The 18,030-nt window shown below is 65.2% G+C and carries 20 protein-coding genes, 1 tRNA gene and 1 pseudogene; 11 read left to right on the forward strand and 11 right to left on the reverse strand.

Features of this window, described 5'->3' with window-relative positions; translation table 11 throughout:
- Position 1: 1 nt before the first annotated feature.
- Positions 2-736: a helix-turn-helix domain-containing protein gene (locus tag U5911_RS03615; RefSeq protein WP_336035355.1), complete on the reverse strand. Its 735-nt coding sequence runs from the start codon at positions 734-736 to the stop codon at positions 2-4.
- 89 nt (positions 737-825) lie between these two features.
- On the opposite strand from U5911_RS03615, the gene U5911_RS03620 reads away from it, so the two are divergent.
- Together U5911_RS03620 and U5911_RS03625 are read left to right on the forward strand one after the other, a co-directional pair.
- Positions 826-1,938, forward strand: coding sequence for an MBL fold metallo-hydrolase (locus tag U5911_RS03620; protein WP_336035357.1), 1,113 nt, complete (start codon positions 826-828; stop codon positions 1,936-1,938).
- 3 nt (positions 1,939-1,941) lie between these two features.
- On the forward strand, positions 1,942-3,234 hold the full coding sequence (locus tag U5911_RS03625) for an MFS transporter (protein ID WP_336035359.1): 1,293 nt from the start codon (positions 1,942-1,944) through the stop codon (positions 3,232-3,234).
- A 51-nt stretch (positions 3,235-3,285) separates the two neighbouring features.
- On the opposite strand, the pseudogene U5911_RS03630 reads toward U5911_RS03625, so the two are convergent.
- Positions 3,286-3,657 (reverse strand): annotated as a pseudogene (locus tag U5911_RS03630) (GNAT family N-acetyltransferase); the annotation flags it as partial.
- A gap of 342 nt (positions 3,658-3,999) precedes the next feature.
- On the opposite strand from U5911_RS03630, the gene U5911_RS03635 reads away from it, so the two are divergent.
- The gene (locus tag U5911_RS03635) at positions 4,000-4,599 is read left to right on the forward strand and encodes a DUF5789 family protein (RefSeq protein WP_336035361.1); all 600 of its coding nucleotides are present in this window, start codon (positions 4,000-4,002) and stop codon (positions 4,597-4,599) included.
- Positions 4,600-4,721: 122 nt separating this feature from the next.
- Complete coding sequence (locus U5911_RS03640; RefSeq protein ID WP_336035363.1) at positions 4,722-5,195, forward strand: DUF7992 family protein; 474 nt, start codon at positions 4,722-4,724, stop codon at positions 5,193-5,195.
- 255 nt (positions 5,196-5,450) lie between these two features.
- On the opposite strand, the gene U5911_RS03645 is transcribed toward U5911_RS03640, so the two are convergent.
- The 3 genes from U5911_RS03645 to U5911_RS03655 all read right to left on the reverse strand — a co-directional run bounded on the left by U5911_RS03645 (position 5,451) and on the right by U5911_RS03655 (position 6,769).
- Positions 5,451-5,705 (reverse strand): DUF378 domain-containing protein, encoded by a 255-nt coding sequence (locus U5911_RS03645; protein ID WP_336035364.1) that lies wholly within the window; start codon positions 5,703-5,705, stop codon positions 5,451-5,453.
- Positions 5,706-6,114: 409 nt separating this feature from the next.
- On the reverse strand, positions 6,115-6,255 hold the full coding sequence (locus tag U5911_RS03650; protein WP_336035365.1) for a hypothetical protein: 141 nt from the start codon (positions 6,253-6,255) through the stop codon (positions 6,115-6,117).
- 25 nt (positions 6,256-6,280) lie between these two features.
- On the reverse strand, positions 6,281-6,769 hold the full coding sequence (locus U5911_RS03655; protein WP_336035366.1) for a type II toxin-antitoxin system death-on-curing family toxin: 489 nt from the start codon (positions 6,767-6,769) through the stop codon (positions 6,281-6,283).
- Between the two features lie 535 nt (positions 6,770-7,304).
- Between U5911_RS03655 and U5911_RS03660 the strand changes: the two genes are divergently transcribed.
- On the forward strand, positions 7,305-7,901 hold the full coding sequence (locus U5911_RS03660) for a DUF998 domain-containing protein (RefSeq protein ID WP_336035368.1): 597 nt from the start codon (positions 7,305-7,307) through the stop codon (positions 7,899-7,901).
- A gap of 414 nt (positions 7,902-8,315) precedes the next feature.
- Entirely contained in the window at positions 8,316-8,699 is a 384-nt protein-coding gene (locus tag U5911_RS03665) for a hypothetical protein (RefSeq protein WP_336035370.1), read from the forward strand.
- A gap of 351 nt (positions 8,700-9,050) precedes the next feature.
- Here the strand turns inward: U5911_RS03665 and U5911_RS03670 are convergent, their stop codons facing one another.
- Positions 9,051-9,722: an HD domain-containing protein gene (locus U5911_RS03670; protein WP_336035372.1), complete on the reverse strand. Its 672-nt coding sequence runs from the start codon at positions 9,720-9,722 to the stop codon at positions 9,051-9,053.
- A 465-nt stretch (positions 9,723-10,187) separates the two neighbouring features.
- Between U5911_RS03670 and U5911_RS03675 the strand changes: the two genes are divergently transcribed.
- Both U5911_RS03675 and U5911_RS03680 read left to right on the forward strand, forming a co-directional pair.
- Entirely contained in the window at positions 10,188-10,559 is a 372-nt protein-coding gene (locus U5911_RS03675; RefSeq protein WP_336035373.1) for a DUF7317 family protein, read from the forward strand.
- Positions 10,556-11,062, forward strand: a complete 507-nt coding sequence (locus tag U5911_RS03680) for a PIN domain-containing protein (protein ID WP_336035375.1) — start codon at positions 10,556-10,558, stop codon at positions 11,060-11,062. The genes U5911_RS03675 and U5911_RS03680 overlap by 4 nt, the downstream gene beginning before the upstream one ends.
- 18 nt (positions 11,063-11,080) lie before the next feature.
- Here the strand turns inward: U5911_RS03680 and U5911_RS03685 are convergent, their stop codons facing one another.
- Positions 11,081-11,896 (reverse strand): AAC(3) family N-acetyltransferase, encoded by an 816-nt coding sequence (locus tag U5911_RS03685; protein ID WP_418771511.1) that lies wholly within the window; start codon positions 11,894-11,896, stop codon positions 11,081-11,083.
- 376 nt (positions 11,897-12,272) lie between these two features.
- Between U5911_RS03685 and U5911_RS03690 the strand changes: the two genes are divergently transcribed.
- The gene (locus U5911_RS03690; protein ID WP_336035378.1) at positions 12,273-13,049 is read left to right on the forward strand and encodes a PHP domain-containing protein; all 777 of its coding nucleotides are present in this window, start codon (positions 12,273-12,275) and stop codon (positions 13,047-13,049) included.
- 399 nt (positions 13,050-13,448) lie between these two features.
- Here U5911_RS03690 and U5911_RS03695 read toward each other — a convergent pair.
- The 3 genes from U5911_RS03695 to U5911_RS03705 form a co-directional block, all read right to left on the reverse strand.
- Positions 13,449-13,521 (reverse strand) — tRNA-Arg (locus tag U5911_RS03695).
- A gap of 52 nt (positions 13,522-13,573) precedes the next feature.
- The gene (locus U5911_RS03700) at positions 13,574-14,938 is read right to left on the reverse strand and encodes an MATE family efflux transporter (protein ID WP_418771520.1); all 1,365 of its coding nucleotides are present in this window, start codon (positions 14,936-14,938) and stop codon (positions 13,574-13,576) included.
- 154 nt (positions 14,939-15,092) lie between these two features.
- A complete protein-coding gene (locus tag U5911_RS03705; protein ID WP_336035381.1) occupies positions 15,093-15,674 on the reverse strand; it encodes a 2Fe-2S iron-sulfur cluster-binding protein in 582 nt (193 codons plus the stop codon).
- A 126-nt stretch (positions 15,675-15,800) separates the two neighbouring features.
- Here U5911_RS03705 and U5911_RS03710 point away from each other — a divergent pair, with 126 nt between their 5' ends.
- Together U5911_RS03710 and U5911_RS03715 are read left to right on the forward strand one after the other, a co-directional pair.
- A complete protein-coding gene (locus U5911_RS03710; RefSeq protein WP_336035382.1) occupies positions 15,801-16,433 on the forward strand; it encodes a DJ-1/PfpI family protein in 633 nt (210 codons plus the stop codon).
- Positions 16,434-16,517: 84 nt separating this feature from the next.
- Positions 16,518-16,862 carry a DUF8000 family membrane protein gene (locus U5911_RS03715; RefSeq protein WP_336035384.1) on the forward strand — a complete coding sequence of 115 codons (345 nt, stop codon included), beginning with the start codon at positions 16,518-16,520 and terminating at the stop codon, positions 16,860-16,862.
- Positions 16,863-17,073: 211 nt separating this feature from the next.
- Here the strand turns inward: U5911_RS03715 and gnd are convergent, their stop codons facing one another.
- Positions 17,074-17,979: a phosphogluconate dehydrogenase (NAD(+)-dependent, decarboxylating) gene (gene gnd / locus U5911_RS03720; protein WP_336035386.1), complete on the reverse strand. Its 906-nt coding sequence runs from the start codon at positions 17,977-17,979 to the stop codon at positions 17,074-17,076.
- Positions 17,980-18,030 lie beyond the last annotated feature (51 nt).

Raw genomic sequence — 18,030 nt, forward strand, 5'->3', positions numbered from 1 at the left:
GCTAGTCGGCGGCCCGCTCGGCCTCGCGCGGCTCCGCGACGCCCAGCGGGTCGGCCGACGTCGTCGCGGTGACCAGCCGCAGGAACTGGCCCGCGTTCGTGAGCAGCTTGTTCTCGGCCTTCCGGAGGTGCTCCTCGTAGGTCGAGCGGGCGACGTCGGTCAGTTCGGCGAGCTCCCGCAGCGACGTCCGGCGCGGCTGCTCGTAGTAGCCGCGCTCCAGGGCGAGCCGGAGCGCCGCCAGCTGGCGCTCGGTGACGTCCGCGAACAGCTGGTCGACCGGCGCGAGCATGCTGTGCGGGACCCGCTGTTCCGTGATGGCCGTCTTCGAGAGCACCTCGACGTCGCGGTCCGCCTCGAGGTCCCGGAGGAGCGCGCGGACGTCGCCCTCGTCGAACGCGATGACCGTGTAGTGCTCCCACCCCTGGCGGTGGACCGTCGGCGGCTGGTAGAGGCAGTTGTACTCCTCGAAGCGCTCGATGATGGAGTCCTCCAGCGAGCAGAGACAGGACTGCGTGACGACGTGGAGGCGGTCGTCCTCGACGGACTCGTGGAGGACGGTGCCCAGGCGGTCGATCTCCTCGCGGAGGTCGTCGGCCGGCGACGCCGGCGCCGTCAGCTCCACCACCTGGCAGTCGCTGAGGTACCACTCGCGGATGGTCAGGTCCGGGTAGCGCTCCGAGAGCTCCCGGTACGGGCACTCGTGTCTGACCCGGAAGGACGCCTCGTAGAGACTCATACCGGGACGTTCGGGACAGAGATAATTAACGGTGCCGGCCATGGCCGGCATCGACTACTTTCTACTACTCCCCCTACGGGCGAGCAACGATGCCCGAGATCAACCCGGAGACGCTCGCCGACCGGTTACAGGCCCCCGACGACGACCCGCTCGTCGTCGACGTCCGCCCCGAAGCGGAGTACGAGGACTGGCACGTCCCGGACAGCGTCAACGTGGCCGTCTACGACGAACTGACCGGCGACCGGGACGCCGCGGCGGACGCACTCGCGGACCTCCCCGAGGACCGCGAGGTCGTCACCGTCTGCGGAGCGGGCGTCGCCGCCGCGACCGCGACCGAACTGCTCCGCGCGATGGACTACGACGCGAAGACGCTCGCTGACGGGCTGAACGGCTGGAGTCGCGTCCACCGACGTGCGGCCGTCGCCGCCGACCTCGACGGGACGCTCCTGCAGGTCGCGCGCCCGGGCAAGGGCTGTCTCTCGCACGTCCTCGTCTCGGACGGCGAAGCCGCGGTCTTCGACCCGTCGCACTACCACCGCGAGTACGAGGCAGTCCTCGACGAGCACGACGCCAGCCTGGTCGGCGTCTTCGACACGCACGCCCACGCCGACCACGTCTCTGGCGGCGCGGACCTCGCCGACCGCCACGACGCGCCCTACTACCTCCACCCCGCCGACGCGCTCGCCGTCGACGCGACGCCGGTCGAGGACGGACAGACCGTCCCGGTCGGCGACCTCGAGGTCGAGGTCGTCCACACGCCGGGGCACAGTGAGGGGAGCGTCTCCTTCGACGTCGACGGCGCGGCACTGCTCACCGGCGACACCCTGTTCCACGACAGCGTGGGACGCGTCGAACTCGGCGTCGAGGCCGGCATCGAGGACGCCGACGTCGAGGACAACGCCGCGACGCTCCACGAGAGCCTCAAGCGGCTGCTCGACCGGCCGGACGACGCGGTCGTCCTGCCGGCCCACGACCCCGGTTCGCCCGAGCCGCCGGTGACCGCGACGCTCGCCGAGGTCCGGGAGCGAAACGACGACCTCGGACGCGACCGCGCGGCGTTCGTCCGGGAGCTCGCGTCGGACGTCCCGGACCACCCGCCGAACTTCGAACGCGTCAAGCGGACGAACGTCGGCCGGGAGTCCGTCCCCGCCGACGAGCTCGCCGAGCTCGAACTCGGGCCGAACAACTGTGCCGCCGAGTAACCCATGAGCACGGAACCGACACCGAAACAGGGCATCCGCGAGCACCTCGGCCAGTTCTCCCTGCACGTCCTGCTGGTGTTCGCCACCGGCCTCACCATCGGCTCCGAGCGCGCCGTCGTCCCCGTCCTCGGCCGTGACGTCCTCGGCGTCGAGTCGCTGCTCGTCGTCGGCTCGTTCGTCGTCTCCTTCGGGTTCGTCAAGGGGCTCCTGAACCTCTACGCCGGCAAGTGGGGCGGCGAGTACGGCCGCAAGCCCGTGCTCGTCCTCGGCTGGGTGACCGCGCTCCCGCTCCCCGTCGTTCTCATCTTCGCGCCGAACTGGGCGTGGGTCACCGTCGGGAACGTCCTCCTCGGCGTCAACCAGGCGCTCACCTGGAGCATGGCCATCAACGCCAAGATCGACATCGCGGGCCCCGACCAGCGCGGACTGGCCGTCGGCATCGACGAGGCGTTCGGCTACACCGGCGTCGCCGTCGGCGCCTGGGTCACGGGCGCCATCGCCGCCCAGACGAACCTCCGGCCGGAGCCGTTCTACTTCCTCGCCGCCGTCGTCGTACTGGCGTTCCTGCTCTCGGTGTTCCTCGTCACGGAGACGGTCCACCTCGCGGCGGCCGAGGTCGACGACGACGACCACCACGACGCGAACCTCCCGTTCGTCGAGGTGCTCAAGCGCGCGACCTACGGCGATCGGACGCTGTTCGCGGCGGCCCAGGCCGGCCACGTCGAGAAGTTCGTGGACACCCTGTTCTGGCTGGCCGTCCCGCTGTACCTCACCAGCGAGGGCCTCGGCATCGCCGCGGTCGGCCTCGTCGTCGGCGTCCACAGCGCGATGTACTTCCTCCAGATCGCGACCGGCGGGCTCGCCGACCGCATCGGCCGGCGGCCGCCCGTCGTCGCCGGGATGTTCCTCGCCGGCGCGGGCGTCCTCGGGATGGTGCTCGTCGACGGCTACCTCGCGTGGGCCGTGCTCGCGGGCGCCTCCGGCCTCGGGATGGCGCTGCTGTACCCGAACCTGATGACCGTCCCCGGCGACGCCGCCCACCCCACGTGGCGGGCGACCGGGATGGGCGTCTACCGGATGTGGCGGGACTCCGGCTACGGCGTCGGCGCCATCTTCATCGGGCTCGCGATGGAGTTCGCGAGCGCCGAAGCGGCGTTCTACGCGACCGCGCTCCTGATGTTCGCCTCCGGGGCGGTCGTCTACGCCTGGATGGAGGAGACCCACCCCGAGTTCGGCACGCACGAGCCGCCGGCACCCGCGTCGAAGGCGGCGTCCCGGCCGGCCGGACAGGACTGACCGGCGGAGAACGGACGAGCGGAGCGGCGTTCGGTCGCCACGCGAACGAGTCTACGTCCGCGGCGTGCGGCGGCTAGGCGTCCCCCCGCTGGAACTCCGGTCGGTAGCTGACGGTTCCGGCACGCCGTCGAACGCGCCGTCGCGGAGCGGCCTGACCCCGAACGCGTCGTCGACGCCGGCCTCCCCGCACGCCGCTACCCCCATTCGAATCAACGCCGAACCGACCCACTCGTCCAGGTGTTCCGGGAGGACGCCCACCGGTCCCAGGCCGGCCGGTTCGACGCCACCCTCGCGGCCGTCCACCGTCACCGGAGAGAACAGGACGTGGCCTACGACCCGGTCGTCCGCAACTGCAACCAGCGGGACCGCGGCCGTCCCAGCGTCGTGGACTCGCTGCACGATGCGCGCACCGTCGGTCCAGCCGTCGAAGGCGCGCCGGTGTACCTCGAAGACGGGGTCGGTATCGCTCGGGGTGAACGGTCGTCTCTCCGCGACTGGCTCGCCGGTGAGGGTGACCCCGTCCGTGTACGAGACGGAACCGGTCCCACTCGGTTCCGTGACGGCCCGGCGCGACCCGGACGAGTTGGCCGGACGTCCCGACGTGGCGACCGCGCGGTCGTTTGCTCACCCCACGCCGGCGCGTTCCACCGAACACGGGCGGGGATTTCGGGAGGGTCCTGTGCACTGGTCCGTCGGTCGGACGAGGACAGGGCACTCGATTCGACCGGCCACAGAGGTATCCGACTGGAGAGCCTACGTACTGGAATGGCAGACGACAAGCGCGGTCGAGACAAGCAAGCGGACGACGCCGAGAAGCGCCAGCGAGAGCGCGAGATCGCCACGGAACTCGAACGCGGCGACGAACGAGAGCCACCGGTGGAGGCGGCGGAGCTCGGCGATTTCGAGGCGGAGCTCGAAGAGCTAACGTACCCGGCGACCGGGGCCGAGGTCGTCGCGGCGGTCGGGGATCGCGAAATAGCGTCGGTAACGGGCACCTACAGTATCGAGGAACTCGTCCCGGAGACGGACGAGGAGACCTTCGACTCGCCGGCCGCCGTCCGGGTGCAGGTACAGCGGCCGACCGTTGCCGCCGCGATGAAGCGAGTCGTGGAAGCCAGCGAGGCCCTCCGGAACACGGAGTTCGCTTGGACACAGCGCAAAGCGTACGAGAAGACCTTCCGGGAACTCGAAGCGGTCGACGCGGATGACGACGACGAAGGAATCCAAGCCATCACCGACTGGATCGTCGAGCGGATTCGCACCAGAGAAACGCTCCCGACGTCCCGGGCGGTACGCCGCGAAGCGGCGGGGTTCTGTCGGGCGAACGGACACCAGGTGCGGAACGACGAGTGGCTCGGGGTATAGTCCCCCGATCACGACAGACGGTACCCCCGGTCCGGTACCGGGCGGGGGTCGCGAGAGGCGACCCGTGTTGTCTCGCTGCGGTCTGCTACGGGCTTTAAGGCGTTCCCCGTAGACTCACTAGTATGGCACTCGACAGCGAGGTTCCGGAACCACCGGACCTCTCGAACCGAGGGACGCCCCGCGAGTTCGAGTGGCAAGAGGAGACGCTCGGGTCGGAGGACTTCTACCGCGAGGACATCGAGGACCTGCTCCAGGAGGGCGCCTGGAAGGAGGGGTTCAACGAGTGGGCGGAGTACACGACGCTCGACGAAGAGCACGTCCGACTCGTCAGCGACCTGGGTCTGTTCCAGGCGTTCGACTTCTACTGGGACCCGACCGACGACCGGCTGCGGTTCGACGCGCCAACGCTTCCGGACGACTGGCGAGAGCTGAACGCGACCGGATCGCTCGATTCGAGCACCGTTTCGACGATCGACAGTGAGCTGGACGACCTCGGTCGAACGGTGAAGGAGGTCCTGGACGACTACCTCGAACGCGACGACGAAGCGTCCGACTTCGGGTGGGGTGAGGAAACGTACGGTGAACGCGGGGAGTGACCCCAGCCACGACTGCCTGTTCGACGGCGTTCGAGGTACAGATTCACTCTGGAGACGCGGTCGCGCACCCCTCGACCGCGTTCGGAGCGCGTCTCGCAGAAGCGGGCGCGAGGGGCGTTCGTTCGACACCCAAACGAATCGTCCTCGAAGGAGTGAGGCGGCGAAACCTGGGCTGCCCAGATTCACCGCCTAGCTGGACGTTGAGCCGATCAGAATAGGGGACGTATTCGACACCAGCCCTCGGCCAGGGTGGCATCAACCCTTGACCCGTTGAGAGATGCGGTATAACGGGTAGAAAAAGTACAGCCCCGCCAGGCCCACCAGCACGTAGATGGCTCTGGCCACTAGTTCGGCCGCAGATGGCTGGAACACCGGTTCCAGTAACGCCTCGACGGCGTTGATGTCCAGCAGGCCCACGAGCCCCCAGTTGAGCGCGCCGATGATCAGTAGCGCGAAGCATACCCAGTCGAGTGCCGACCAGTCAAATTCCGAGAGTCGATACAGGGGCATGCACGGCAGTTGGAGGGATAGGAAATTAGTTAATTTTCACTTACTAGCAGACCGAGAACGGCCTGCTGGTCGTGCGTTGAATGGACGAGAGGATAGCTTCGTGGCTCACGCAACAGTCATTCCAACAACCGAGAGCCAGAAACAATCCGAGAACCTCCGTACTTCTCGACCCCGGTTGGTCGGACGGAAAGCTCACACCCACCGTTCGGCGACTCAGCTCGACGCCCCCACCCGAAGAGACAGCGTAGAGGTACGGGCGCGAAGGGCGTTCGCTGGCAGGTCGATCGAATCGTCCGTTCGGGCGTGAGACGGCCGATATCTCCCAGTTCAGACCAGCATTTGAGAAGGGAGGTGCCGGTCAGTACGTCCCCGAGAGTAAACGGCGAGAAACGGCCACCAGATCTGCTGGCTACTCGTCTTCGAGCGCGTCGTAGACGTCGCGGTTCGCCTCCCGGTCGGCGGCGGCCACCCGCCGCACCAGTTCGTGGCGGATGTCCTCCATCACCGCGTCGAGCGGCGAGTCGGACTCGACTCCCTCTTCGGTCGCCATACCACCACTAGCAGACCGAGTGTCGTTAATCCTTCTGGTCGTCCGACTCGCCGGTCAACTGCTCGATGCCGTACTCGAGGAGGTCCTCGCGCCACCGCTCGACCTCACCTGCCAAGTCCAACTCCTCGGTGTGCGTGCGGAGATACTCGACCACGGCTGGTTCATCGACCCTTCGTTCGTCGGAGCCGAACTGTTTCAGAATTGTCCTGATTTCCTCGTCGTAGGCGAACCGGTAGCCGTTCAGAAAGTCGAAGACGGCCACCGTGTTTAGTGCAGTCCGTTTGTTCGCGTCCGCGAACGGATGGTTGGCGACGAGTAACCGGAGTAAATGATACGCCTTCTCGTGAATCGACTCCGGCGCAGCACCGAAGTGGCCCTCCTCGATGTACGCCAGTGCGAACTCGACGTCACTCCGGTCCCTGACGCCGGACGGCGTGTCTGGGTATTCGGCCACGATGTCCTCGTGGACGGCGAGGACGTCCTCGACCGACGGGTCCCACAACGAGTCGCCCATTCGCTCCGAGGTCGAAGGGCCACCGAGGTAGTCGTTTCGTTCAGGACGGCGGGAGTGCAGTGATGACCGAGGGACCCAGACGCCACAACCACGATACCGAACGAAAGGACGAACACTGCATTCAATACAACAGCAACCCCACCGCTGTCAGTCGATTATACCACCGAAAACTGCCTACGGGCGCGAAGGGCGTTTGGTCGACATGCGAACGAACCGTCCGTTCGGGCGTGAGACGAGTGAAATCGAGTGTCTCAGCGTAGCGCTTCGAATAACGGTGAGTTGCAAAGGACAGGTGGCTCACCTATCGACGAGAGCTTCGAACTCTCGGGGTCTTGTCAAACAACTCGTGCGAGATATAGAGAGGGGATGCAAAGGGGTGGTACCCATTCCCCCTTGGGCTACCGGTGACCGACGTGTTCTTCCCAACTAACTTTGACCGAACCCAACGCATGACTCCATACCTATGAGCAATTCACGAAGAGGCGGGAATTCGGCTCGACTCGGTTACTCCGATTCGTCGATAGCGGGCTTCAGTATGGTTCTGTCCGGGTTCATCGCTTTTATGGGGATCATCACAGCCGAAGTCCTCTATCCGAATTATTCGACTCGACAGGACATCAGCGACCTCGGATCAACGCTGCCACCCGATCCGATCATCCACGAGCCCTCCGCAACGATATTCAACAGTACGATGCTGTTAACGGGGGCACTCGTGCTGTTTTCAGCCTACTTTGTCTACCGCGGTACGAATAACTGGGGCTTCCCGCTTGCACTCGCTATCTTTGGCTTCAGCGCATTCGGCGTCGGGGTATTCCCTGGCAACGTGACTCCCTGGCACGGGCTATTCGCCCTTCTCACATTCTCCACTGGCGGTATCACCGTAATACTGTCTTCACGGGTTGTCTCCAAGCCGTTCTCCATTCTTTGTGGTCTCCTCGGTGGCATCTCCTTTTTCACACTCGTGAGCGTCTTTCTCTATGGACTCGTAATCGACAGTCCCCATCCGCTAGCGTCCCTCGGAAGCGGCGGAATCGAGCGGTGGGTAGCCTATCCACTCATTCTCTGGCTACTCGCTTTCGGAGGCTATTTGCTCGGAACCCCTGGCAAAACCCTGGGTCACCGCGGCCAGTGACCGGTATACGCCCTCTACGCAGCACGATGCACCAGACACAAGCGGTATCTGACGGGGGGTCGGCGCCGGCACGCGAACCAACTGAGGGAGTCAACGAGTGGACCTCACGTGGCGAGCACACATTCCCGACGCGTCCCACCGTTCACCCAACGAACGAAAGGACGATACCACACCGTTCGCCGCTTTACCCCGTCGCAGTCTTGCGAAAATTCACCACAGAAATACGGGCGCGAAGGGCGTTCGTGCGACCATCGAACGACTCGCCCTTGCAGGCGTGAGACGGCTAAATCCGGGCGACTCAGACCCACATCCTAACTGGGCGTTGAGTCGCTAAGTACAGTGGATTCAGGGATCTCTCAGAGCGTCCCAGGTTGACCCACAAGGCATACCTCCCGGAAGGCAAGTCAGATGTATATGTTCTTGAACGAGCGGACAGGTGAAACTTTGGTGGCCACTTTCGCATTTCTCCTTGTTTTTGGGACGTTGACTGGTCTCCGGGTCTGGGACTTGGAACCCGCGAGTTCAGTACAGCAAGCTATTCTCGAAGGTGCCGTATTCTTTGTTACGGTCGTCGTTGTATTCCAAGCGTTCCAGGGTGAGGATCTCGTTGGGAATTGGATACTCGCGTTCGGCCCGAGTTTTGCGTTCACACTCAACCTGTTCATCCCAGTCGTGGCGGAGCCGGCCGCGTTCATGTATCCACTTGCCGCCGCCGTAATCGTCTCTGGCGTGATTACTCTAGTTGGATACCCGATCGGACGAGGTTTCAGCGTGGTTTGGGGTGAACAGGACGTGTGACCGGGTCCAAAAGCAGACGTGTGTAACGGCCGTTCCAGCAAACGGCAGCCAAGAATAATCCGAAATCTGGTCCGTAGTTGATTGACTCGCGCCCGTCGAACGAACGCACAACAACCCACCGTTCGACCGCTCACCCCGACGCAATCCCGCGAAACTCCGCCGATCAGATACGGGCGCGAAGCGCGTTCGTTCTCAGGACGAACGAATCGTCCTTGCAGGCGTGAGACGGTCGAATTCGGCTAGCTCAAAGTGGTGTCCCGACGGAGGGCGAACAAGTAGAGAAAGCGTGCCAGGCCAACACCGCCGTCTCGGAAGCCTGCCGGACCCCATCCCCCTTAGACGACCCACACGTTAGACGTCGTTTTTCACTCGTTCCCGCACAACCGGGAACTTGTCCTGGAGTTCCAGGTGGAGGTCTTCGTCTCCGATGTACGGCTCAGATTCGTCGATGAAATAGCTCATCTTCTCGATCTGGTTCTCTTGCCGTTCTTCCGAGTCCCCTAAGCCGTAGTAGTCACTGTTATCTAGAATATCCGCGGCTTTCACAGCCACCGCGCTCCGTCCCAGTTCAAAGCACCGAACATAGATATCGAGGTGTCGTTCGAGATAATCGTCGATGTTCTCGTCGAAACTCGTGGCTTCCACAACACTTGCAACGTCGTCTCCGAATTTCGAACGGATCTCATCGGCCGCCACGTCCGTATCCTCTAGTAGGTCGTGGAGGAAGCCGGAGATCACGATGTGGGTCTCGTAACCCCTGTGGTAAAGATCGATGCCTACTCTCGTGCTGTGGAGAATCACTGGCTTCGGGTTGTCCCCCGACGACTCGAACGAGTGCACGAGAAATTGGATAGCGCGTTCGATCTTTTCGTCTTCCTCTAAATCTCTCATCCTTGTGGGGAGGAGCAGCCTCGTCGCGAAATTTCCTTTGCAAAGAACAGCCTGTGAATCATCCCTGACCGACCCGACGACCTCGACCTGCTCTTTGTCCTGGTAAGAGATATCTACGTACTCAGTAACCATTCCAACAATCAAAATCCGGTGATACGCCGAGACTTCGTTTGTAGCTTCGCAACGACGGTTCCCCGAACGAAAAGACGGCCAGGGCGTCCACCTTCCAAATACCCGCCGCATTCGAGCGGTTCTAGCCAGAAGACCGGATACGGGCGCGAAGTGCACTCGTAGTATTTCGTGGCGCCTCCGGGAAACGCAGACCCGCCGGCTCCACGCCCCCGCAACGCCCACGTCGGCATTCGCGCGGCGAAGCCGCGCGATTCACTCGCACGAGCGAAGCGAGTGCGAGACCGTTTTTAGCGTAGATTTTTCCGAGGAGAGGTTCCCGCAGCGAGCGAAGCGAGCGAGGAAACCCGACGAAGTAAAAAGGTACACGGGCGCGAAGGGCACCAGTAATACCCTGTGACGAAACCCAGATACTCACCCGGCAGCCAAATTCATAAATAGTATGAATGCGTAGTTTCGGCCAGGACAATGGCCCGCATCACCGGATCGTATCCAGACGACCTCGACCTGCTCATCGAAGGTACGGTCGAAGCTGGCGTCTTCAGCGGCAAGAGCGACGCCCTCAGAGAATTCGCCCGCGACTACTTCGACGACCACGACGAGGAACGCGTCACTGCTGCCGTCACACTCTACCAGCACGAAACCATCACCCTCGGGGACGCCGCCCGCCTCGCCGGCGTCAACCGCTTCGAGATGAGAGACATCCTCCGCGACCACGGCGTCGAACTCCGCCTCGGCCTCGCCGATGAAACCGACGCCGAATACGAAGTCGAAGCCGCCCAAGAACTCGACTACGCTGACGCGAACGACCACGGAAACGACGAGTCGGAGTCCGAATGACGGCGGACACTGTTCCCACCGACCCGAGCGTCCTGAACACGACCGTCCTCTCGAATTTTGCCGCCATCGACCGCATCGACCTCGTCGCCGACCTCGCAGGCATCTGTGCCGCCCCCGAAGTCGAACACGAACTCGACGCCGGCGTTCAGACCCACCCGTACCTCCGACCTGCCCTCGACGCACTCCACGACACCATTCCGGTCGCACACATCTCTGAAACGGTCGCAAACCGCGAAGACGTCGTCCGAAATCACCTCGATCCAGGCGAAGCTCAAGCGTTCGCACTCGCAGACACCCACGACGGCCGTCTGCTGACTGACGACGGCGACGCCCGCACCTTCGCCAAACAACAGGGCGTCACCGTCGTCGGCTCCGTCGGCGTCCTCCTCACCGCGCTCGACGCCGGCCGTATCACCGAAGCGACTGCCGACAACTGGCTTCAGACGTGGATCGACGACTACGACTACTACGTTCCCTACCGCAGTATCGACGAGTACCGCTAAGTACAGAGGATGTAGGTATCACTCGCGGTTTGTCTCGAACCAGTCAACCCCAAAGTCCACGAGCGGCCGCTGCGCGAGGAGTTTCGCGTTACCAACCCCGACACTCCCCGTCTCGAAGGCGTCCGGGTGTTCACGCTCGAACGCCATGCCACAGTCCGAGAAGTCCTCGTCGTCGAAGTCAATGTCCTCCCACTGGACCCACTCGCGGTCTCCGTCTACGAGCACTGCACTGGCGTTCGGAACCGTATCGAGGTCAATGTCGGCCCGGTACTCGGCAAGGTGGAGAGACGTCGTAGTCGCGTGGGAGGTCCCGAGGTACAATACGTCTCCGTCAAGGTCGTACACGCGGGCCAGCGGCGACTGCTCGCCAAGCGAGAAATCGTACGCGTGGTCATCGGTGACGAACGCGGCGTCTGCCCCCCACGCGGCAAACGAGTGTTGTGGATGAGCGCTACGCCGCACCCCGGGGTACGAGCGGAAGCACTCGGCGATCGCGCCCATCCCCTGCGCCGGTGTGACAGCGGGTCGATACGGTGGCATCTGTTCGCGGACGCTGTCATACCACGATTCGGGGATGGGAGGGGCCGACATATTCGTGGGGGCCCTGTTCCCAGGGGAGTGGGTCGGCATCACGATCGTTCCAGTCTCGCCGACAACACGCTTGAGCGCGTCAACGACGGCGGGGGCACCCCCGCAGACCCATCCGAGCGCAGAGAGCGAGCCATGAACTAGCACCGTCTGCCCTGCCTCGACACCGAGGTTCTGCAGGTCGCTCGTCATCGACTCGACTGTGACCGGTTCCGGCGACCGATCTTCAGGCAATGGGCCCCTCATACAGCAATGCGCTTGAGGCCAATCATAAGCTTCGTGGACAAATGCGAGATACGCAAACTCACTTGGCGGCCGTCTCAACGACCGAGAGCCGGAAACAATCCGAGATTGCTCCATAGCTTCTCAGCTCAGAGTCGTCGAACGAAAGGACACACATTGCGTTCACTACAACACCAACCCTGCCGCTTGCTGGCGATTATACCGGCGAAAATCCGCTACGGGCGCGAAGGGCGCTCGTTCGACATACGAACGAATCGTCCTTTCGGGCGTGAGACGGTCGAGATCGGGTGTCTGAAAGACCGGTTCGAGCGATGGTGAGTCGTACAGTACAGCTGAGGCAATAACTAGTTACCAGGACGTGCCAAATTCCGAGACGTCTGTGATCGATCACGACTATCATACCCATTCGTTGTACTCTGACGGTCGCTTACTCCGTCAGATGGTGGCGGCAGCCAGCGAGGCTGGCCTCTCAGGGGTTGGTATCTCGGACCACTGCATCGTATCCGAGCGCGACGCGATGATCGAGGTTCGCAACGACATCGGTTTCACCTTCGATGCGACCTACGAACGGCGTCGCTCGGCAATCGAACGGCTCCGCGAGAACTACGACATTGAGATCTACGACGCAGTGGAGGTTGACTATGACCCCCGCGACGAGGCCGCCATCGAGACCTTCCTCGGTGAGGCAGACTTCCAGTACGCCATCGGGAGCGTCCACAACCTAGAAAACGTCAACGTCCACTACGAGTCGTACTTCGCCGAAAAGTCCGAATCAGAGCGCGCCGCACTAGTCGATGAGTACTTCGAGAAAGTTGTCGCCTTGATTGACTCTGAGTTGTTCGAGATCGCGGCGCATCTCGATCTGGTCGAGCGCAACCCCGCTCTCCGAGGATTCGCAACCGAGTCACACTATCGGCAGGTCGCCGAAGCACTCGAACGATCGCGGACGGCCACCGAACTGAACGCCGGGCGCGTCCTCGATGACTACGGGGAGTATCACCCGTCCCCCACGTTCCTGGACGTCCTCCAAGAGTACGACGTCCCCATCACCGTCGGAACTGACTCGCACACGCCTGAAGCACTCACAGACCGCGTTGCCCACCTCGCCGAGTGGTTCGAGGAGAGAGCCATCGAACCGACCGAGCTCGCAGTGTAACCACGGCTACTCCTGCGTTCACATTCTCGGCTGTGAGTACGTCCGTATTGAACCCCAATCCTCCGACAGCAAGTCGTCCATCACCGGCCTAACATTATACTCGCAAACTCACGAAAACGTAGATTACCCCTCGACCCGCCGGGCACTTCTCAACGTTCACTCATCGAACGAAAGGACGGCCCCCTACCGTTCGGCGGTTCACCCCGAGGCCGTCCTGCGAAAATACAACGTCTAGATGCGGGCGCGAAGGGATTTGAACCAGAGGAAGACGTTCCTGCTCGCCTCGCTTCGCTCTGCTGCGCGGGCTGCGACTTCCAAGGTTCAAATCCCGCCCGTTCACTCCGTCATCGCACGGCCAGCGACACACGGGTCGCTGGCCGGTGCGAGTTCTGTGAGAAGCGGGCGCGAAGGGATTTGAACCCTCGACATCTTGGTCCGGAACCAAGTGCTCTGTCCGCTGAGCTACGCGCCCTCGCGTCCCGCTAGTGGCGGCGCCGGTATAACGGTTGTGAGTCCGCGGCGGGCTACGCGCCGTCCGGCGTCGCGGCCTCGTCGGCGTCGACGATCGCGCGCTTCCACGTGCCGCGCGTGAACCACGCGGCTGCGACGAGTGCGCCCGTGATGTTCCCGAGGGCCATCCCGACCCAGATGCCCGTGGCGCCCCAGCCGAGGGTGAACGCGAAGAAGTAGACGGTGGGGACGCGCCCGAGCCACAGCGTCACCATCGAGATGGCCATCGCGGTCTTCGTGTTGCCGGCGCCGCGGAACGCCCCCAGGAGCACCTGGAGGACGCCGATGAACACGAACTCGATGGCACGGATGCGGACGTACGTCGACCCGTACTCGACGATGGCGGCGGCGTTCTCGGCGCCGGGACTGAGGAACACGGCGACGATGGGACGCGGGAAGACGGCGGCGACGACGGCGATGGCGAACAGGACGCCGGCGGCGAACTTCGCGGCGAGCCAGACGGCGTCCTCCGCGCGGTCGAGGTTGCCCGCGCCGAGGTTCTGGCCGACCATCGTGTTCGTCGCGCGGCCGAGCCCCATCGCCGGCAGAAACACCAGCGAGATGAGGCGGTTGCCGAGGCCGAACGCGCCGACGACCGCGGGCGGGAACGACGCCACCATCGCGGTGAGCGTGATCATCGCGAGCGCGCTCGTGGACTGCTCGGCGGCGCTCGGCGTGCCGACGCGGACGATCTTCGCGATCATCGAGCCGTCGGGGACGAACTGCGGCAGGGAGACGTCCGGGCCGGCGTCCGTGAAGAACAGGACGTAGACGCCGATGATGGCGGCGACGAAGCGCGCGAAGATGGTGGCGATGGCGGCGCCCGCGATGCCCAGTTCGGGGAACACCCACCAGCCGAAGATGAGGAACGGATCGAGGACGACGTTGATGGCGACGCTGACGAACATGATGCGCATCGGCGTCCGGGTGTTCCCGTAGCCCCGCATCAGCGACGAGAACACGAAGAACCCGAACAGCGCGGGCATCCCGAGGAAGAACACCTCCATGTACTGGCCGGCCATCGGCACGACGACGGTCGCGGTCTCTGCGTCCGCGGGCAGCAACGCGAGCATGTCGCCAGTGATGAGGTGACCGAGCACGCCGAGTACGGCGGACATCGAGACGACGAACCCCATCGTCTGCGCGGCGACCTTCCCCGCGGAGCCCTCGCTGTCGGCGCCCGTGAACTGCGCGACGAGGATGGAGCCGGCGGTCGTGAACCCGCCGCCGACGGAGATGATGAAGAACACGAGCGGGAACGCGAGGCTGATGGCGGCGACGGCGTTCCCGGACAGCTGGCCGAGCCAGAACGTGTCCGCGAGGTTGTACGCCACCTGGAGGAGCTGGATGACGACAATCGGCCACGCGAGCTCGACCATCGGGCCCGCGAGGTCGCCGTCCGTGATACTGCTGGAGGACCTGGATTCGGGCACTAGCCGTCACGTCGGCGCGCTGGGGGTTTGAAGACTCCGACTTCGAGAAACGCGGTAAACGGAACGGATTGCCGGGTTCCGGGGGCTCCGGGGGTCGCCGTCAGGGCGTCTCGTTCGTCTCGACGGAGAAGTCCGTGGTCGGGTACGCGGTGCAGGTGAGCATGTACCCCTTCTCCATCTCGTCGTCGCTGAGGGTCTCGTTGTTGGAGTGGCGGATGAAGTCGTGGGCGTCCTCGCCGCTGGCGACGCGGCCGCCACACGAGAGGCACTGGCCCTGCCGGCACGCGTACGGGAGGTCCCAGCCCTCGTCCTCGCCGGCGTCGAGGATGGTCTCGTTGTTCGCGACCTCGATGGTCTCGCCCTCCTTGACGTACTCGATCTCGTAGTACTCGACCTCGTCCTCGGGGATGGACGCGGGGTCGAAGCCCTCGTCTTCGTCCTCGGTCTCCTCGAGTTCGCCTTCCGCGCCGCCCGCGGCGACCGCACCGGCGGCGCCGCCGCCGCCGATGGAGCGGTTGTACGGCTCCGGGAAGTCCGTCTCCGGAACCGTCGACGCGCGCTGTTCGAGGACGTCGGCCGCGATGTCCTCGGGGACGGGCTTCGAGGTGCCTTTCAGGAAGTGGAGCCCGACGAACACGAGCGCCATCCCGAGGCCGAGCACCAGCCCCAGTGTGTTCACCATGTCCGGCGGTACGGAGACGGTGCTTAACAGTATTGTGATTGCGCCGCCGGCGCTGTGTCACCCCGCCCGGGCGGCCGCCGCTGGCGCGTCGAACGCGTTTTGACGGGGTGGCGCGAACGCCACCGCATGGACGTCGCGATTCTCCTCTACGAGGGGTTCGACGAGCTGGACGCGGTGGGGCCCTACGAGGTGTTCCGGACGGCCGCGGAGTTCGGCGCGGCCGTCGACGCGAGCCTGCAGACGCTCGCGCCGACCGAGCGCGTGACTGCGAGCCACGGTCTCCGCGTGGAACCGGACGACGTGCTCATCGGCACGCCCGACCTCGTGGTCGTTCCGGGTGGCGGGTGGAACAGCGTCCCGCCGGAGGTCCAACGGGGCGGAGGCGGCGGAGCCGCCGGAGCGCGTTCGGACGCCGGAGCGCGGACGCAAGTCGAGAACGGTCAGCTGCCGGACCGCCTCGGGACCCTCCACGAGGGCGGCGCGGTCGTCGCCGCCGTCTGCACGGGCGCCATGCTCCTCGCGGCGGCCGGGCTGCTGGACGGCCGGCCGGCGACCACCCACGAGTCCGCGAAAGCCGACCTCCGCGAGGAGTACGGCGTCGACGTCCGCGACGAGCGCTACGTCGACGACGGCACGGTGCTGACCGCGGGCGGCGTGACGGCGGGCATCGACCTCGCGTTGCACCTCCTCGAGCGCGAGTGCTCGCCCGGCGTCGCCGAGCGCGTCAGCGACGAGATCGAGCACGCGTCCGGCTACTGACGCCGAGAGCGGCGGCGGGCGCGGAAGAGCGCACTGCGCGACTGGCCACTTTTATTCCACAGCGCGCCGACGACCGAGGTAGCCATGGCGCGCAGCGTCGACGTCTCGGGCGCTTCCATTGTCTACCTCTTCTACGCCGCGTCGCTGGCAATCGTGCCGGTCGTCGTTCACAGCGTCGTCCTCCCCGTCGACGACGCCGTGAGCGTGTTCGTCGCCGGCGCCCTCGCCGCGCTGGTGCTCGTCGTGGTCGCGGACTGCTGGTACTGGCGCAGCGGCGCCACGAGCGACCACCTCACCGCGGCCGCGAAGCGGAACCTCCCCTACGACGTCACGTACGACCCGACCGCGGACCCCGGACAGGCGGCCAAGCAGCGGTGGCTACAGGCCGTGCGTCGCCTGCCCGGACGCGACGACGAAGACGAGGGCTGACGCCAGCGGTCGTCTCGCTCCGACCGAACTGCGCTCCGCGTTCCGAAGCGCTGCTCGCCGCTCCCGTCGCTCCCCGCTCGCCTAACCGTGGTTCTCACTCGCTCGGTTCGCTCGCTCGTTCCGAGCGACCGCTGCTCGCGGGTCGCTGCACTCCCCGCTCGCCTAACCGTGGTTCTCACTCGCTCGGTTCGCTCGCTCGTTCCGAACCACGCTACTCTCTCCGCGCCACCTCGTGTCTGCCGAACCCGTACCGCAGGCGGTTCGCGAGCCGCCGCGAGAACCGGCCGTCGTCGGGAGCTCGGGACGCGAAGCGCTCCGCGAGCGCCTGGTAGATGAGCGGCAGCGGCACCTCCTGTTCGAGGGCCTCCTGGACGGTCCACGTGCCCGTGGAGCCGCCGGCGACGCGGTCGGCGACGTCCCCGAGGTCGTCGCCCTCCTCGCGGAACGCCTCCTCGCAGAGCTCCAGCAGCCACGACCGGATGACGGCGCCGTTGTTCCACGTCCGCGCGACGGCCTCGAGGTCGAGGTCGTAGCGGCCCTCGGCGAGGAGTTCGAACCCCTCGCCGTACGCCTGCATGAGCGCGTACTCGACGCCGTTGTGGACCATCTTCACGTAGTGGCCGGAGCCCGCAGGCCCCATGCGGTCGTGGCCGTCCGGGCCGGTGGCGACGGCGTCGAAGACGGGCGCGAGTTCGTCGTACGCCCACTCGGGGCCGCCGACCATCAGGGAGAACCCGAGTTCCGCGCCGGCCGGGCCGCCGCTCGTGCCGCAGTCGAGGTACGCGAAGCCGTGGTCGGCGGCGCGCCGGATCGAGTCCTCGAAGTGGCTGTTCCCGCCGTCGACCACCACGTCGTCGTCGTCGTCGAGTTCGGGCGCGAGTTCCTCGAGCGCGGCGTCGACGGGGTCGCCGGCGGGCACCATCAGCCAGATCCGTCGCCGGTCGCCGAGTTCGGCGGCGACCGCCGGAATCGACTCCACGGCGGTCGCGCCGGCGTCCGCGGCCGCGTCGCGGGCGTCCGCGTCGATGTCGAACGCCACGACGTCGTGACCGGCGTCGAGACACCGGTCGACGACGATGCGGCCCATCCGCCCGAGGCCGATAACTCCGAGTTCCATACGTCGAACTCCGGCGGCCGGAAGGTAGTGGTTGCGGTTGGCCAGCGCGCC

Source organism: Halobacterium yunchengense (assembly GCF_037031165.1).
GTDB lineage: Archaea > Halobacteriota > Halobacteria > Halobacteriales > Halobacteriaceae > Halobacterium > Halobacterium yunchengense.

Bases quoted from the DNA above. Each gene is read 5' to 3' on its own strand.
- U5911_RS03615 (WP_336035355.1), bottom strand. From the start codon at position 736: ATGAGTCTCTACGAGGCGTCCTTCCGGGTCAGACACGAGTGCCCGTAC.
- U5911_RS03620 (WP_336035357.1), top strand. From the start codon at position 826: ATGCCCGAGATCAACCCGGAGACGCTCGCCGACCGGTTACAGGCCCCC.
- U5911_RS03625 (WP_336035359.1), top strand. From the start codon at position 1,942: ATGAGCACGGAACCGACACCGAAACAGGGCATCCGCGAGCACCTCGGC.
- U5911_RS03635 (WP_336035361.1), top strand. From the start codon at position 4,000: ATGGCAGACGACAAGCGCGGTCGAGACAAGCAAGCGGACGACGCCGAG.
- U5911_RS03640 (WP_336035363.1), top strand. From the start codon at position 4,722: ATGGCACTCGACAGCGAGGTTCCGGAACCACCGGACCTCTCGAACCGA.
- U5911_RS03645 (WP_336035364.1), bottom strand. From the start codon at position 5,705: ATGCCCCTGTATCGACTCTCGGAATTTGACTGGTCGGCACTCGACTGG.
- U5911_RS03650 (WP_336035365.1), bottom strand. From the start codon at position 6,255: ATGGCGACCGAAGAGGGAGTCGAGTCCGACTCGCCGCTCGACGCGGTG.
- U5911_RS03655 (WP_336035366.1), bottom strand. From the start codon at position 6,769: ATGGGCGACTCGTTGTGGGACCCGTCGGTCGAGGACGTCCTCGCCGTC.
- U5911_RS03660 (WP_336035368.1), top strand. From the start codon at position 7,305: ATGGTTCTGTCCGGGTTCATCGCTTTTATGGGGATCATCACAGCCGAA.
- U5911_RS03665 (WP_336035370.1), top strand. From the start codon at position 8,316: ATGTTCTTGAACGAGCGGACAGGTGAAACTTTGGTGGCCACTTTCGCA.
- U5911_RS03670 (WP_336035372.1), bottom strand. From the start codon at position 9,722: ATGGTTACTGAGTACGTAGATATCTCTTACCAGGACAAAGAGCAGGTC.
- U5911_RS03675 (WP_336035373.1), top strand. From the start codon at position 10,188: ATGGCCCGCATCACCGGATCGTATCCAGACGACCTCGACCTGCTCATC.
- U5911_RS03680 (WP_336035375.1), top strand. From the start codon at position 10,556: ATGACGGCGGACACTGTTCCCACCGACCCGAGCGTCCTGAACACGACC.
- U5911_RS03685 (WP_418771511.1), bottom strand. From the start codon at position 11,896: ATGAGGGGCCCATTGCCTGAAGATCGGTCGCCGGAACCGGTCACAGTC.
- U5911_RS03700 (WP_418771520.1), bottom strand. From the start codon at position 14,938: ATGGTCGAGCTCGCGTGGCCGATTGTCGTCATCCAGCTCCTCCAGGTG.
- U5911_RS03705 (WP_336035381.1), bottom strand. From the start codon at position 15,674: ATGGTGAACACACTGGGGCTGGTGCTCGGCCTCGGGATGGCGCTCGTG.
- U5911_RS03710 (WP_336035382.1), top strand. From the start codon at position 15,801: ATGGACGTCGCGATTCTCCTCTACGAGGGGTTCGACGAGCTGGACGCG.
- U5911_RS03715 (WP_336035384.1), top strand. From the start codon at position 16,518: ATGGCGCGCAGCGTCGACGTCTCGGGCGCTTCCATTGTCTACCTCTTC.
- gnd (WP_336035386.1), bottom strand. From the start codon at position 17,979: ATGGAACTCGGAGTTATCGGCCTCGGGCGGATGGGCCGCATCGTCGTC.